Origin of the sequence: Gordonia bronchialis DSM 43247 (genome assembly GCF_000024785.1) — a bacterium.
In the GTDB taxonomy this organism is placed as follows: domain Bacteria; phylum Actinomycetota; class Actinomycetes; order Mycobacteriales; family Mycobacteriaceae; genus Gordonia; species Gordonia bronchialis.
The window spans coordinates 225,042-238,853 of record NC_013441.1; the positions used below are offsets into that span (position 1 = coordinate 225,042).

Consider the following 13,812-nt stretch of genomic DNA (forward strand, 5'->3'; position numbering starts at 1 on the left):
ACCTACCGGGGCGTGAAGGAGTTCAGAGGACGATGCGGCGAGCAGTGATGGCCGGGCGGGTGCCCGGCAAGCGGGGAGACCGGACGCGTATGCGGACGGCGTGGGTGACGATGGTCGCCGTGATCGCGGCGATGACCGCCCTGGTCTTCACCGGCGGCGTACCCGTCGGTGCCGAACCGACGACCACCCCGCCCACGGCGCCCCCGCCGGCCCCGGCCCCCGCGGCGCAGCCGGGCAAGGTGGTGAACACCTACTGGTACACCGACCGCCGCGTGGCGCTGTGGGTGTACTCGCCGTCGATGAACACCAACATCCAGGTGCAGATCCTGCTGGCCCGCGACTGGTACGCCAAGCCGCGGGATAAGTTCCCGCAGCTGACCATGCTCGACGGTCTGCGCGCCCAGGACGATCAGAGCGGCTGGATCATCAACACCAAGGCCGTGGACTTCTACAAGGACAAGAACGTCAACGTCATCCTCCCGATCGGTGGCGAGTCGAGCTTCTACACCGACTGGAAAGAACCCGACAAGGGCAAGAACTACAAGTGGGAGACCTTCCTCATGCGGGAGCTGCCACCGATCCTCGAAGGTGAGTGGCGCTCCACCGACGTCCGCGGGATCGAGGGACTGTCGATGGGCGGCTCGGCGGCGATGATGCTCGCCGCGCGCAATCCCGGCTTCTACAAGTTCGCGGCGTCGTTCTCCGGCATCCTGCAGCTCACCTCCTACGGCATGCCGCAGGCCATCCAGTTCGCGCTCCGCGACGGCGGCGGCTACGACTCGATGAAGATGTTCGGCCAGCCCAGCGACCCGGCGTGGAAGGAACACGATCCGTACCTGCTCGCCGACAAACTGCAGGGCACCAGCCTCTACATCTCGTCGGGCAACGGACTCATCGGGCCGCACGACAAACCGTCGGACATCCCGATGCTGGCGACCAACTACTCCGGTGTCGGTCTCGAGATGCTCAGCCGGGTCACCTCCCAGCAGTTCGCGATCCAGTTGAACCGCAAGGGAATTCCGGGACAGGCCGTCTACCGGCCGTCGGGCACGCACACCTGGCCGTACTGGGAGTTCGAGATGATCCAGGCGTGGCCGCAGGCCGCCGGTGCGCTGGGTCTGGCCGGTGACCGGGTCGCCTGCCGGGTGGCCGGGCCGTTCCGCAAGGTCTACGACCGCAACAAGACGCTGCTCGGCGGTTGCCTGACCTCCGATTACGCCGTGCCCGGCGGACGGGCGCAGGACTTCTTCGGTGGCCGGATCTTCAGCGGGCCCAAGGGTCCCAAGATCGTCACCGGCGCCATCGGCGGCGCCTATGCGGGCACCGGCGGTCCCGGTGGACGTCTCGGGAAACCGACGAGCGACGAGATGGCGACCCGCGACGGCAAGGGCCGGGTCAACACCTTCGAGCGCGGCCGCATCACCTGGACGGCCAAGGACGGGTCCAAGGTGACGCGGTGATGTGTGCGGGCTGAAACTTCGCTGAGGAAACAGCGGGTTTCCGCAGGTGGCGCGGGTCGCGTGGCTCTCGGGGGCCTCGGGAACGGTAGCCTGACCGAGGCGGTGCACCACGATGACCGCCCGGGAAAGATGTGGACGCGATCGCGGACGCGACCGGAAGGACACGACCGAGGAAGTGGCGATGACGAAGAAGGCGACGGCGATGAGGACGAGACGAAGGCTTGTTCCGACACTGCTGTTGATCGGCGGACTCGCCCTGGTGCTCGGTTCCGTCGCGGCCTGCTCCGACGACTCGACCGCGTCGGCGCCCATCACCAACACCCCGGTGACGACCACCTCGATGTACTCGGGGGTGGACGGCAGCGTGACACCGTCCACCCCGCCCGGGTCGGCGAGTCTCGCGCCCACGTCGGGCTCGCCGGAGAGCCGGCTGCCGGCCACCGGGCCCAACCCGAACACCACCGTGCCGTCGAACTATCCCGGCCCGAGCGGGGCGCCGCTGAGCGACAAGGCGCGCAAGTATCTCGCCGCGCTCAAGTCGCAAAACGTCACCTTCATGGGTGACTCCGACAATTCGGTGGCCCTCACCATGGCCGAGTACGTGTGCGGCGCCCGCGCCAAGAACACCGACCCCACCACCATCAAGGCCTTCGTCACCGCCTCCGTCGGCCCCGGCACGCGGACCGTCGAGGAGGCGAACACGAAGGCCGACAAGGTGATCGCCGCGGCCACGGACAACTACTGCTAAGCCTGTGAACGCACGCCGCGCAACGCCGGGACGCCCCCGGCGCAAGTCCACCCGTCGCCGCATCGGCATCGTCGCGCTGTTGCTCGGCCTGCTGGCGATCGTCGCGATCATCCTGATCGTGATCCTGGTGATCTCCCTGTTCCGGCCCGGCCCGCCCGGGGTGCCGCCGCGGCCGACCACACCGTCGACGCCGTCGGAGCGGCCCCAGGCCCAGCCCGCCGACTGTCCGGATGTGCTGACCGTCGTCATTCCGGGAACCTGGGAGTCCTCGCCCGACGACGACCCGGACAACCCGACGTCGCATCCGCGGTCGCTGATGCTGCGGGTGTCCAAGGCGTTGCAGAACGACTTCGACGACGCGCGCACCGAGGTGTACACGGTGCCGTATCTGGCGCAGTTCCGGAATCCGACGAATCTCACCGACCGGCAGGCCGACTACAACGTGTCCCGCACCCAGGGATACAAGCGCGCGGCGGGCAAGATCATCGCCACCAACAAGCGGTGTCCGTTGACGACGTACGTGATCATGGGCTTCTCGCAGGGCGCGGTGATCGCCGGTGACCTGGCCAGCAACATCGGCAACGGACGCGGTGTCCTCGCCGAGGGCGATCAGGATCTCGTCCGAGGGGTCGGCCTGATCGCCGACGGCCGGCGCCAGTCCGGCGAGCAGAACGACGTGCCGCCCAGCCCGGACGGCGTCGGTGCCGAGGTGGCACTCGGCGGCTTCGGCGGACTGGTGCCCGGGATCACGATGACCGGCCCGCGCACCGGCGGCTTCGGCGCTCTGCGGGACCGTGTCCAATCCATCTGTGCCCCAGGCGATCTCATCTGTGACGCGCCCACAGTCACCAACCCGCTGCAGGCGGTGGGGCAACTGGCGAACGCGCAGAACAACCCGGTGCACGCGATGTACGCGACCACCCGCTACTGGAATCACGACGGGGCCAGCGCGACCCAGTGGATGTACCGCTGGGCCAAGGGCGAGATCGACGACGCACCACACCCGCCCCACGAGTGACCCGCGTCGCATACCGCGGCGCTGTGCGCGGGAGTCATAGTCGCGCCGGCTAACACCGGGCTCCGTCGGCACGAAAACCCTTCCATACCCCCACGACTGGTGGTTGGCTGATTCCTGGCTGTGAGCTGCCCGGGAACAGGTAGGGGAGTTTGGGCGGGCGCTGCACGCTGCACTAACGTGTTGCGGGGTCCGCGCCGCGCGCGCCGCCCGAGCAACGCCGTACACGAGGAGATGAGAGCGATGACGCAACCGGAGACCGGACTCGACGCTCCCGTCGACGGCCTACGGAAGTTCCACTTCGGCGCCGGTGGCGAGGGCAACAAGGACGAGGGCGGGGCCCGCAAATTCGTCAAGCTCGCCCAGACCGCCGAGGAATACGGCTACGACACCTTCGCCGTACCCGATCACCTGGGCAATCAGGTTGGTCCGATCGCCGCGCTCGGGGCGCTGACGCAGGCGACCTCCACCATCCGCCTGGCCACCTCGGTGCTGGCCAACGGGTGGCGCCACCCCGCGCTGCTGGCCAAGGAGGCCAACACGATCGACGTGCTGAGCAAGGGCCGTCTGGAACTGGGCATCGGCGCCGGCTGGATGAAGGACGAGTTCGACAAGGCCGGCATCGAGTTCGAGTCGCCCGGCGTCCGTATCCGCCGCCTCGACGAGGCGCTCACCGTCCTCGACGGCCTGATGCGCGGCGAGACCGTCGACTTCGACGGCGAGTTCTACCAGATCAAGGGCCTCGAGGGCAGTCCGCGCCCACGACAGGGTCCCCGTCCGCCCATCGCGGTCGGCGGCGGCGGCCCCAAGATGCTCGCGCTGGCGGCCAAGCACGCCGACGTCATCTCGGTGGCGCCGGGCACCACGCCCGACGGCAAGATGAAGCTCTCCGACATGACCATCGAGAAGACCGCCGAGCGGGTCGAGCGGATTCGGGCCGCGGCCGGCGACCGGTTCGCCGACATCGAGCTGAACTGGACCATCGCGGTCATCGTGATCACCGACGACCGACAGGCGACCGCGGAGATGGCGCTCAAGGCACTCGATCAGGGCTACCCGCCCAACATCGAGCGCGACACCGAGTTCACTGTCGACGACGTGCTGTCGTCACCGTACATCGCGATCGGCAGCTTCGAGGAGATCGCCGATCAGATCCGCGAGGTCAGACGACGCACCACCATGTCCTACGTCGGGGTCTTCCCCACCCAGATGGACGCGTTCGCGCCCGTGCTCTCACTTCTCAAGGGCGAGTAGGCCGGGGTGCGATGGGGAGTAGGATGACCGACGGCCTTGTGGATGAATCGCAAGGTCGGAGGCAATGAGACGTTCGGTGCAACCACAGCAACCAGGCGTGCACCACAACGAATGATCAGTTGATGATCACAAGTTCGAGAAATGGGTAATTGGACGTGCGCTACCGTCACCCACGGTAGGCAGAGGACGTGGATGGGCAGGGCCGCCGGTGGCGCGCGGGGGGGAGCGCCACGCGGAGCTGCGCACTCGGGCGGGGGAGTCCACGAGGGGGCCACAGGAGTATGAATGCTGAACACTGAATTCGAACAGTTCCTCGACGAGAACGGCAATCTGCGTTTCACCGAGGATGCGACGCTGGTCGACTACGTCGAACGCAATGTGCGCGACGCGGCTGACACCCTGGCGTACCGCTTCATCGACTACAGCCGAGAGCGCGACGGTGAGTACCAGGATCTGACGTGGTCGCAGTTCGGCAAACGGCTACGTGCCGTCGCCGCGCGGTTGCAGCAGGTCACCAAGCCCGGTGACCGGGTCGCGATTCTCGCGCCGCAGTCGCTCGAATACGTGATCGGCTTCTTCTCCGCGCTGTACGCGAGCAACGTCGCGGTGCCGCTGTTCTCGCCCGACGAGCCCGGGCACACCGACCGGCTGCACGCCGTCCTCGCCGACTGCAAGCCGACCGCGATCCTCACCTCCACCAAGTCGGCCGAGGCGGTCCGCGACTTCTTCGCGCCGCTGCCGGCGAAGGAACGTCCGCGCGTCATCGCCGTCGACGCCGTGCCGGATTCGGTCGGGTCGTCGTGGGTCGCGCCGGTGGCCGGCAAGGACCACAACCGCGACACCGTGGCCTATCTGCAGTACACCTCGGGTTCCACACGCGTGCCGGCCGGCGTCGAGATCACCTACGAGGCGGTCGCCGCCAACGTCCTGCAGATCTACGACTGCATCGAGATCGACCGCAACGCGCGCGGCGTCACCTGGCTGCCGATGTTCCATGACATGGGTCTGCTCACCGTGATCCTGCCCGCGCTCGGCGGCCGCTACATCACGATCATGAGTCCGCAGGCCTTCGTGCGCCGGCCCGGTCGCTGGATCAAGGAACTCGCCGCCGCGGCCGATGGCGCGGAGACCTATGCCGCCGCTCCCAACTTCGCCTTCGAGCATGCGGCGATCCGCGGACTGCCCAAGGAGGGCGAGTCCCTCGACCTGTCCAACGTGATCGGCCTGATCAACGGCTCCGAGCCGGTGACCGTCAGCTCGATGAAGAAGTTCAACGAGGCATTCGCGCCGTACGGCCTGCCCAAGACCGCGATCAAGCCCTGCTACGGCATGGCCGAGGCCACGCTGTTCGTCTCCGCGACGCAGCGCAACAACGAGGCCAAGATCATCTACGTCGACCGCGACGAGCTCAACGCGGGCCGCTTCGCCCTCGTCGACTCCGACGCCCCCAACGCGGTCGCCCAGGTGTCCTGCGGCCAGGTCGCGGTCAGCCAGTGGGCGACGATCGTCGACACCTCGCAGGTGGAGGACGGTATCGCGACCGAGCAGCCCGACGGCCACGTCGGCGAGATCTGGCTGCACGGCCTCAACATCGGCGCCGGGTACTGGAACAAGCCCGAGGAAACCGAGGCGACCTTCCACAACACGCTGACCCACCCGCTCGCCGAGGGCTCGCACTCCGAAGGTGCGCCGCAGGACGCGAAGTGGATGCGGACCGGCGACTACGGGGTGTGGCTCGACGGCGAGCTCTACATCACCGGCCGCGTCAAGGACCTCGTCATCGTCGACGGCCGCAACCACTACCCGCAGGATCTCGAGTACAGCGCGCAGGAGGCCAGCTCGGCCCTGCGTCCGGGATTCATCGCGGCCTTCGCCGTGCCCGCCAACGAGCTCCCCCCGGTGGTCTTCGAGCAGTCCACCAGCGGGCTGCAGTTCGATGCCGACGACTCGTCGGAGCAACTGGTGATCGTGGCCGAACGTGGTCCCGGCAAGCGCACCGACCCGCAGGAGATCGCCGACACCGTGCGTGCCGCGATCGCCCAGCGGCACGGCGTGATGGCCCGTGACGTGCTGCTGGTCCCCGCCGGCTCGATCCCCCGCACCTCGAGCGGCAAGATCGCGCGCCGGGCCACCAAGGCCGCCTACATCGACGGCAGTCTGCGCGGCGGCTACAAGCAGACCGCATTCCCGGATGCATCCGAATCCTGAGCGGCCCGACCACTCAGTGCGCGGTGCCGCCGGCGTGCGAGCCCATCAACGTTCCCTGAGGTGCGAGCTTGCGAGCCTCCAAGGGCCCCGATCGTTAGTCTGGAAGCGATGTCTGAACTGAATACCGACCAGTCCGAGAACACCCCCGACGACGCCGCGACGCAACCGGCGGACGGGGCGAGCACAGACGGCGAGACCGCAGGCGACCTGACGGTCGCCGAACTGCGTGACTGGCTTCGTGAATGGGTGTCCACCGCGACCGGGTTGCCGGCCGCGCAGATCTCCGACGACCGCCCGATGGAAGAGTTCGGGCTGTCGTCGCGGGATGCGGTGGCGCTGGCCGCCGACGTCGAGGACAAGACCGGCGTGATCCTGACGGCGACCGCCGCCTACAACCATCCGACCATCGCGATGCTGGCCAAACGCATCATCGAGGGTGACCCGGATGAGGGGCTCGACGACGACGACGCCGACTCCTACTGGCGGCGTGAGCGCGACCCGGCCGACGACATCGCCATCGTCGGGCTGTCCACCCGCTTTCCCAAGGCGGGTGCCACGCCGGAGTCCACCTGGGCGGCGTTGATCGAGGGACGCGACGGCATCTCCGATCTGCCGGAGGACCGCTGGACGGAGTTCAAGTCCGATCCGCGCATGCTCGAGGTGCTCGAGAAGCGCAATCTGCGCGGCGGCTACCTCGACGACGTGAAGGCCTTCGACGCCGACTTCTTCCAGATGAGTCCGCGCGAGGTCGAGATGGTGGACCCGCAGCAGCGGCTCGCACTGGAACTCACCTGGGAAGCGCTGGAAGACGCGCACATCCCGGCCAGCGACCTCAAGGGCGGGCAGGTCGGCGTCTTCGTCGGCACTTCCACCAACGACTATCAGCTGATGGCCGCCCTCGGCCTCGGCGAGGGGTCCGACGAGACCGCGGCGTACGCGCTGACCGGCACCGCGACATCGATCATCGCCAACCGTGTCTCCTACTTCTTCGACTTCCACGGCCCGTCGGTCGCGGTGGACACCGCCTGCTCGTCGTCGCTGGTGGCGGTCCATCAGGCGGTGCGCAGCCTACGTTCGGGCGAATCCGACGTGGCGTTGGCCGGCGGCGTCAACATGATCCTGACCCCCGCCGCGACGGTCGGGTTCGACACCATCGGCGCCGTCGCCAAGGACGGGCACATCAAGGCGTTCTCCGCCGACGCCGACGGCATGGTCCGCTCCGAGGGCGGTGGCATGTTCGTCCTCAAGCGGCTCGCCGACGCTCGCCGCGACGGCGACGACGTCCTCGCGGTGATCGCCGGTTCCGCGGTCAACTCCGACGGCCGGTCCAACGGCATCTTCGCGCCCAATCCCGAAGCGCAGGTGGAGGTTCTGCGGTCGGCGTATGTCGACGCGGCCACCGATCCGCGTCAGGTGGATTACGTGGAGGCGCACGGTACCGGCACCATTCTCGGTGACCCCATCGAGGCCGACGCGCTGGGCCGCGTGGTGGGTCGCGGGCGCGTCGTCGGCGCGCCGGCGCTGCTCGGCTCGGCCAAGACCAACTTCGGGCACATGGAATCCGCCGCGGGTGCGGGTGCGTTGGCCAAGGTGGTGCTCTCCTTGCAGCACAACGTGATCCCGCCATCACTGAACTATTCGGGACCCAACCCGTACATCCAGTTCGGTGCCAACGGATTGCAGGTGACCGACCAGGTCGCCGAGTGGCCGCGCTATTCCGGCCACGCCATCGCCGGCGTGTCCGGCTTCGGCTTCGGCGGCACCAACGCCCATCTCGTGGTCCGTGAGGTCCTGCCCACCGATCTCGTGGACGACGCGCCGGTCCTCCCGGTCGTCGACGCGGCCGCCGCCGAGACACCGGCCGCCGACCTCGACGACGACGAGGATTTCCTCACCGAGGCCGAACGCGCCGTACTTGCCGCGCAGGCCGGCGCCGGGCAGACCGAAACCGTTGTGGCGGAGAAAGACCCGGCTGCGGGGTTCGCGCCGTGCGCGGTCGAGGGCGCGGTGGTCCCGCTGGTGATCTCGGCCTTCCTGCCGTCGCGTCGCCGCAAGGCCGCCGCCGATCTGCTGGAGTGGCTGGAATCGGATGCGGGACAGTCGACCCCGCTCGCAGACATCGGTCGCGCCCTGTCCCGCCGCAATCACGGTCGGTCGCGTGCAGTGGTGATGGCCCGCACCCACGACGATGCGGTGAAGGGCGTGCGTGCGGTGGCCGAGGGCAAGGCCAATCCGATTGTGTACTCGGCTGATTCGCCGGATGCCGCGTCGGCGGTGTGGTTGCTGTCGGGTTTCGGGTCGCAGCACCGCAAGATGGCCAAGCAGCTGTATCAGGAGAACCCGGTCTTCGCCAAGTACGTCGACCGCGTCGATGAGTACGTCCAGAACGAGCTGGGCTACTCGATCACCGAGATGTTCCTCGACGACGCGCAGACCTATGGCATCGAGACCAGTCAGGTCGGCATCTACACGATTCAGGTGGCTCTCGCGGACACATTGCGCCACTTCGGTGCCGAACCCGGTGTGCTGGTACCGCATTCGATGGGAGAGGCGTCGGCCGCCTACATCAGCGGCGGACTCTCGCTGGCGGACGCGACCCGCGTCATCTGCCAGCGTTCGCGACTGATGGGCGAGGGCGAGTCGATGCTCGCCGGCGACGACATCCGGCTGATGGCGCTCGTGGAGTACAGCGCCGAGGACATCAACGACGTCCTGGTCGACTATCCCGACCTGGAGATCTGCGTGTACGCCGCCCCGACCCACACCGTGATCGGTGGGCCCGAGCCGCAGGTCGACGCCATCGTCGAGCGCGCCGAGGAGGAAGGGAAACTCGGCCGCAAACTGCAGACCAAGGGTGCCAGCCACACCTCGCAGATGGACCCGCTGCTCGGCGAACTCGCCTACGAGCTCACCGGTATCGAGCCGCAGCGCCCGACCGTCGGGTTCTACAGCTCCGTCGACCGCGAGACCTTCTACCGGCCGGGCCACGAGCCGGTGCACACCATCGACTACTTCCTCAAGGGTCTGCGGCACAGTGTGTGGTTCTCCCAGGCGATCTCGAAGTCGGTGGAGAACGGTCACCGCACCTACCTGGAGCTCTCGCCGAACCCGGCCGTGCTGATCTCCGTTGCCGCCGTGACCTTCTCGTCCGGTGTGCACGACGCCGAACTCATCGAGACCTTGCGTCGCAAGGAAGACGAGAGCTACGGCCTGGTCAACGCGCTGATGAAGCTGTACGTCCACGGACATCCGGTGAACGTCGGATCACTTTTCGGCACAGGCGATTTCGCGGACATCCCGCGGACACGCTTCGAGCGTAAGCCCTACTGGCTGACCGCTGACCTGTCCTCCGGCGGTTCGGCCGGCCGCGCGCCCGGGTCGCATGTTGCCCTGCCCGACGGCCGGCACGCTTGGGAGGTGAATGCCGCCGCCGTCACCGATCCGCGTGAGCTGGTGCGGGCGGCTGCCGCCGAGGTGCTCTCCGGAGCGTCCGTCGGCGCGGCGGTGTCACACGGCGCCCTCCCGGCGTCCGGCACGGTCACCACCACGCTGGCCCCCCACCCCGGCGGCGCGTCGGTGACGGTCCATGTCAAGCAGGACAAGAACTTCCGGCTGCTCTTCGAGGCCGCCGTCACCGGTGATCCCGCCGAGGGCACCACCATTCCCGCCGACAGCACCGCGAGTCTCGCCGACGGCACCGTGAATCTCGCCGACAGCACCGGCGCGGCGGTGTTCGCCGACGACAAGGTCGTGGTCGAGGACGAGATCGTCGACGACATCGGCAACAAGTGGTCGCCGGATTCCGCTGAGTCCGTGGCCGATCGGCTCGCGATCATCGTCGGCGAATCGATGGGTTACGACCCCGAGGACCTGCCGCGGGAGATCCCGCTCATCGAGCTGGGACTCGACTCGCTGATGGCGGTGCGGATCAAGAACCGCGTCGAGTACGAGTTCGACATCCCGCAGCTGCAACTGCAGGCGATGCGCCAGGCCAACCTCGACGACGTGACGAAGTTCGTGGAGTTCGCGGTGACCCACCGCGATCAGCTCGACGACCTGGCCCAGAACGCCGCGGGCGGCGGAGAGCTCGACACCGCGGCCCTCAACGCCTACATCGACGAGCAGAACGCGAAGCAGGCCGAGGCACCCGCCCCGACCCCCGCTGATCGTGCGCCCGATCCCGTTGATCGTGCGCCCGATCCCGTTGATCGTGCGCCCGATCCCGTTGATCGTGCGCCTGAAGCCACGGATCTCACCGATCAGCGCGCGGTCGCCGAGGCTGCCGGCTCGGACGTGCCCCCGCGCGACGCCGCGGAACGGTTGACCTTCGGGGTATACGCGATGGTGACCAAGCGGTCGGCGGGCGGCATCTTCAACAAGCTGCCTGTGCTGGAAGAAGAAGTGGCGCAGCAACTCACCGATCGCCTGAATGAGCGCGCCGGCGGCGACATCGATCTCGAGGACATCCTGGACTCGGAGACCATCGAGGAGATGTCGGACTACGTCCGGCAGTACCTCGACGCCTCCGCCGACACCGACGGTTTCCTGCGCTACCTGCGGCTGGTGCCGGACGGCAAGAAGTCCTATGACCCGACGGTGGGTGATCCGACGCCGATCCTGCTGTTCCATCCGGCCGGTGGTAACACGTCGGCCTACGAGGCGCTGCTCAAGCGATTGCCGGCGGACCGGCCGGTCATCGGTTTCGACCGTGGTGTCGAGGGCTCCATCGAAGATCGTGTGCGCAAGTACATTCCGCGCCTGCGCGAGGTTCAGCCGCATGGGCCGTATGTGCTCGTCGGCTGGTCGTTCGGCGGCGCACTGGCCTACGGCGTCGCCCAGGTGCTGCGCGACGCGGGCGAGGAAGTGGCCTTCGTCGGCCTGATCGACGTGGTGCGGCCCCGCCAGGACATGATCGAGACCGCCGACACCAAACGCGAACGGCTGGAACGATGGAAGGATTTCGCGATCCGCAACTACGATCTCGACCCCGACATCCCGATCCCGATGGATCGGCTCGTCGAGGCCGACGACGAGGGGCAGTTCGCGATCATCATGGAGATGATGTCGATGTCGGGCACCAAGATCCCCGGCGGCATCATCGAGCATCAACGCACCTCGTTCATCGAGAACCGCGCGCTGACCAACATTTCGCCTGCACCGTACGGCGGCAAGGTGGTTCTGTACCGCGCCGACAAGATGCATGCGGGGGCAATCGAACTCGAGCCGCAATGGGCCGAGATCGACGAGGACGGGCGCTGGCGTGAGGTGGTCGACGATCTGGAGATCATCCACATCGGTGGTGACCACCTGTCCATCGTCGACGAACCGTACGTCGCCAAGATCGGGACCGACCTGGCCCAGCGGCTGAGCGAGCTCGACAAGAAGTAGACGGCCAGGTCGACGAGGACCTGCCGATCGATGTGGAAAGTGAAGTGACCGTGACTGACAGCACCGCCGCCAAGCTCGCAGACCTACGGCAGAAGCTCGAGGCGTCCCGGGAACCGGGCGGCGAGAAGGCTCTCGCCAAACGCGCCGCCAAGGGCATCTGCTCGCCTCGGGAGCGGTTGGCGATGCTGTTCGATCCGGGCACCTTTGTGGAGATCGGCGCGCTGGCCAAGATGCCGGGAGCGGCGCAGAGCGGGTACGGCGACGGTGTCGTCACCGGGCACGGCCTGGTGTACGGCCGGCCGGTGGCCGCCTTCTCGCACGATCAGTCCGTGTTCGGGGGCACCGTCGGAGAGATGTTCGGCCGCAAGGTATCCGCACTCATGGAGTGGGCCGGCAAGATCGGCTGCCCGATGGTCGGCATCAACGATTCGGCGGGCGCGCGCATCCAGGACGCGGTGACATCGCTTGCCTGGTACGCGGAGATGGGGCGCCGCAACGATCTGCTTTCCGGGCTGGCGCCGCAGATCTCGGTGATCCTCGGCAAGTGTGCCGGCGGAGCGGTCTACACGCCTGCCAACACCGACGTCCTGGTGGCTGTCGAGGACAAGAGCTACATGTTCGTGACCGGACCCGATGTGCTGAAACAGACCACCGGCGAAGACATTTCGGCCGAGGATCTGGGCAGCGCACACAATCAGGCACGCTGGGGCAACATCCATCACATCGCACCCGACGAGAAGGCCGCCTTCGAGTGGGTGCGGGAGTACCTGCAGTACATGCCGTCGAGCGCCTACGAGCAGCCGCCGGTGATCAATCCGGGACTCGAGCCGGAGATCACCGAATCGGACCTGTCGCTCAACGATTTCATGCCGGACAACGACAATGCCGGCTACGACATGCACGACATCATCATCAAACTCTTCGACGACGGTGCCTTCCACGAGGTCGGAGAGTTGTTCGCGCCCAACCTGATCACGGGATACGCCCGCGTCGATGGTCGGTCGGTGGGCGTGGTCGCGAATCAGCCGAGCGTGATGTCCGGGGTACTCGATACCGACTCGTCGGAGAAGGCCACACGGTTCGTTCGTATCTGCAATGCCTACAGCATCCCGCTGATCTTCCTCGTCGACACCCCGGGCATCCTGCCCGGCCTCGTGGAGGAGCAGAAGGGCACCATCCGCAGGTCCGGCAAGTTCTTGTACGCCTATGTGGAGGCCGACGTCCCGAAGATCACCGTTGTGCTGCGCAAGGCCTACGGCGGCGCCTACGCGGTGATGGGTTGTAAGCAGCTCGGTGCGGACATCAACTTCGCCTGGCCCACAGCGAAAATCGCGGTGATGGGCGCCGAGTCGGCGGCCGCGGTTCTCACCCGGCGGCAGACCGAGGGGCTCTCGGCGGCAGAGGCCGACAAGGTCCGACGTGACTTCATCGACTTCTACAACTCCATGATGGCGACGCCCTACATGGCCGCCGAACGTGGCTACATCGACGCCGTCATCGAACCAGCCGAGACCCGGTTGCAACTCCGAAAGGCGTTGGCGCAGTTGCGCGACAAGGAAGTCTTGCGTACCCCGCGCAAGCATTTCCTGATGCCAATCTGAGTGCTGGCCGAGCCTGAACGCCTGCTGTGTGGGTTGTGGATTGTGTTGGGGCGCTGACGTTGTTGGGTCGCGGATGGTTTCGACACGTGGCCGCTCGTTCCTCGCGGACACGGCTCAACCAGCAAAAGGGGAGTGGCC

7 protein-coding genes are annotated in these 13,812 nt (G+C 67.3%); all 7 read left to right on the forward strand.

What is annotated here, in order from left to right; genetic code table 11:
* Positions 1-32: 32 nt before the first annotated feature.
* The 7 genes from GBRO_RS01015 (at position 33) to GBRO_RS01045 (ending at position 13,674) form a co-directional block, all read left to right on the forward strand.
* Positions 33-1,460: an alpha/beta hydrolase-fold protein gene (locus GBRO_RS01015; RefSeq protein WP_012832149.1), complete on the forward strand. Its 1,428-nt coding sequence runs from the start codon at positions 33-35 to the stop codon at positions 1,458-1,460.
* 181 nt (positions 1,461-1,641) lie between these two features.
* Positions 1,642-2,208 (forward strand): DUF732 domain-containing protein, encoded by a 567-nt coding sequence (locus tag GBRO_RS01020; protein WP_370452856.1) that lies wholly within the window; start codon positions 1,642-1,644, stop codon positions 2,206-2,208.
* 4 nt (positions 2,209-2,212) lie between these two features.
* Positions 2,213-3,226 carry a cutinase family protein gene (locus GBRO_RS01025; protein WP_012832151.1) on the forward strand — a complete coding sequence of 338 codons (1,014 nt, stop codon included), beginning with the start codon at positions 2,213-2,215 and terminating at the stop codon, positions 3,224-3,226.
* 240 nt (positions 3,227-3,466) lie between these two features.
* Positions 3,467-4,477 carry an LLM class F420-dependent oxidoreductase gene (locus GBRO_RS01030; protein ID WP_012832152.1) on the forward strand — a complete coding sequence of 337 codons (1,011 nt, stop codon included), beginning with the start codon at positions 3,467-3,469 and terminating at the stop codon, positions 4,475-4,477.
* A gap of 285 nt (positions 4,478-4,762) precedes the next feature.
* A complete protein-coding gene (gene fadD32 / locus GBRO_RS01035) occupies positions 4,763-6,685 on the forward strand; it encodes a long-chain-fatty-acid--AMP ligase FadD32 (RefSeq protein ID WP_012832153.1) in 1,923 nt (640 codons plus the stop codon).
* Between the two features lie 108 nt (positions 6,686-6,793).
* Positions 6,794-12,073: a polyketide synthase Pks13 gene (gene pks13 / locus GBRO_RS01040; RefSeq protein WP_012832154.1), complete on the forward strand. Its 5,280-nt coding sequence runs from the start codon at positions 6,794-6,796 to the stop codon at positions 12,071-12,073.
* 50 nt (positions 12,074-12,123) lie between these two features.
* Positions 12,124-13,674 (forward strand): acyl-CoA carboxylase subunit beta, encoded by a 1,551-nt coding sequence (locus GBRO_RS01045; protein WP_041920116.1) that lies wholly within the window; start codon positions 12,124-12,126, stop codon positions 13,672-13,674.
* The last annotated feature ends 138 nt before the right edge of the window (positions 13,675-13,812 follow it).

Excerpts from the sequence above, each read along its gene's own strand:
- GBRO_RS01015 (WP_012832149.1), top strand. The coding sequence starts at position 33 with ATGCGGCGAGCAGTGATGGCCGGGCGGGTGCCCGGCAAGCGGGGAGAC.
- GBRO_RS01030 (WP_012832152.1), top strand. The coding sequence starts at position 3,467 with ATGACGCAACCGGAGACCGGACTCGACGCTCCCGTCGACGGCCTACGG.
- fadD32 (WP_012832153.1), top strand. The coding sequence starts at position 4,763 with ATGCTGAACACTGAATTCGAACAGTTCCTCGACGAGAACGGCAATCTG.
- GBRO_RS01020 (WP_370452856.1), top strand. The coding sequence starts at position 1,642 with ATGACGAAGAAGGCGACGGCGATGAGGACGAGACGAAGGCTTGTTCCG.
- pks13 (WP_012832154.1), top strand. The coding sequence starts at position 6,794 with ATGTCTGAACTGAATACCGACCAGTCCGAGAACACCCCCGACGACGCC.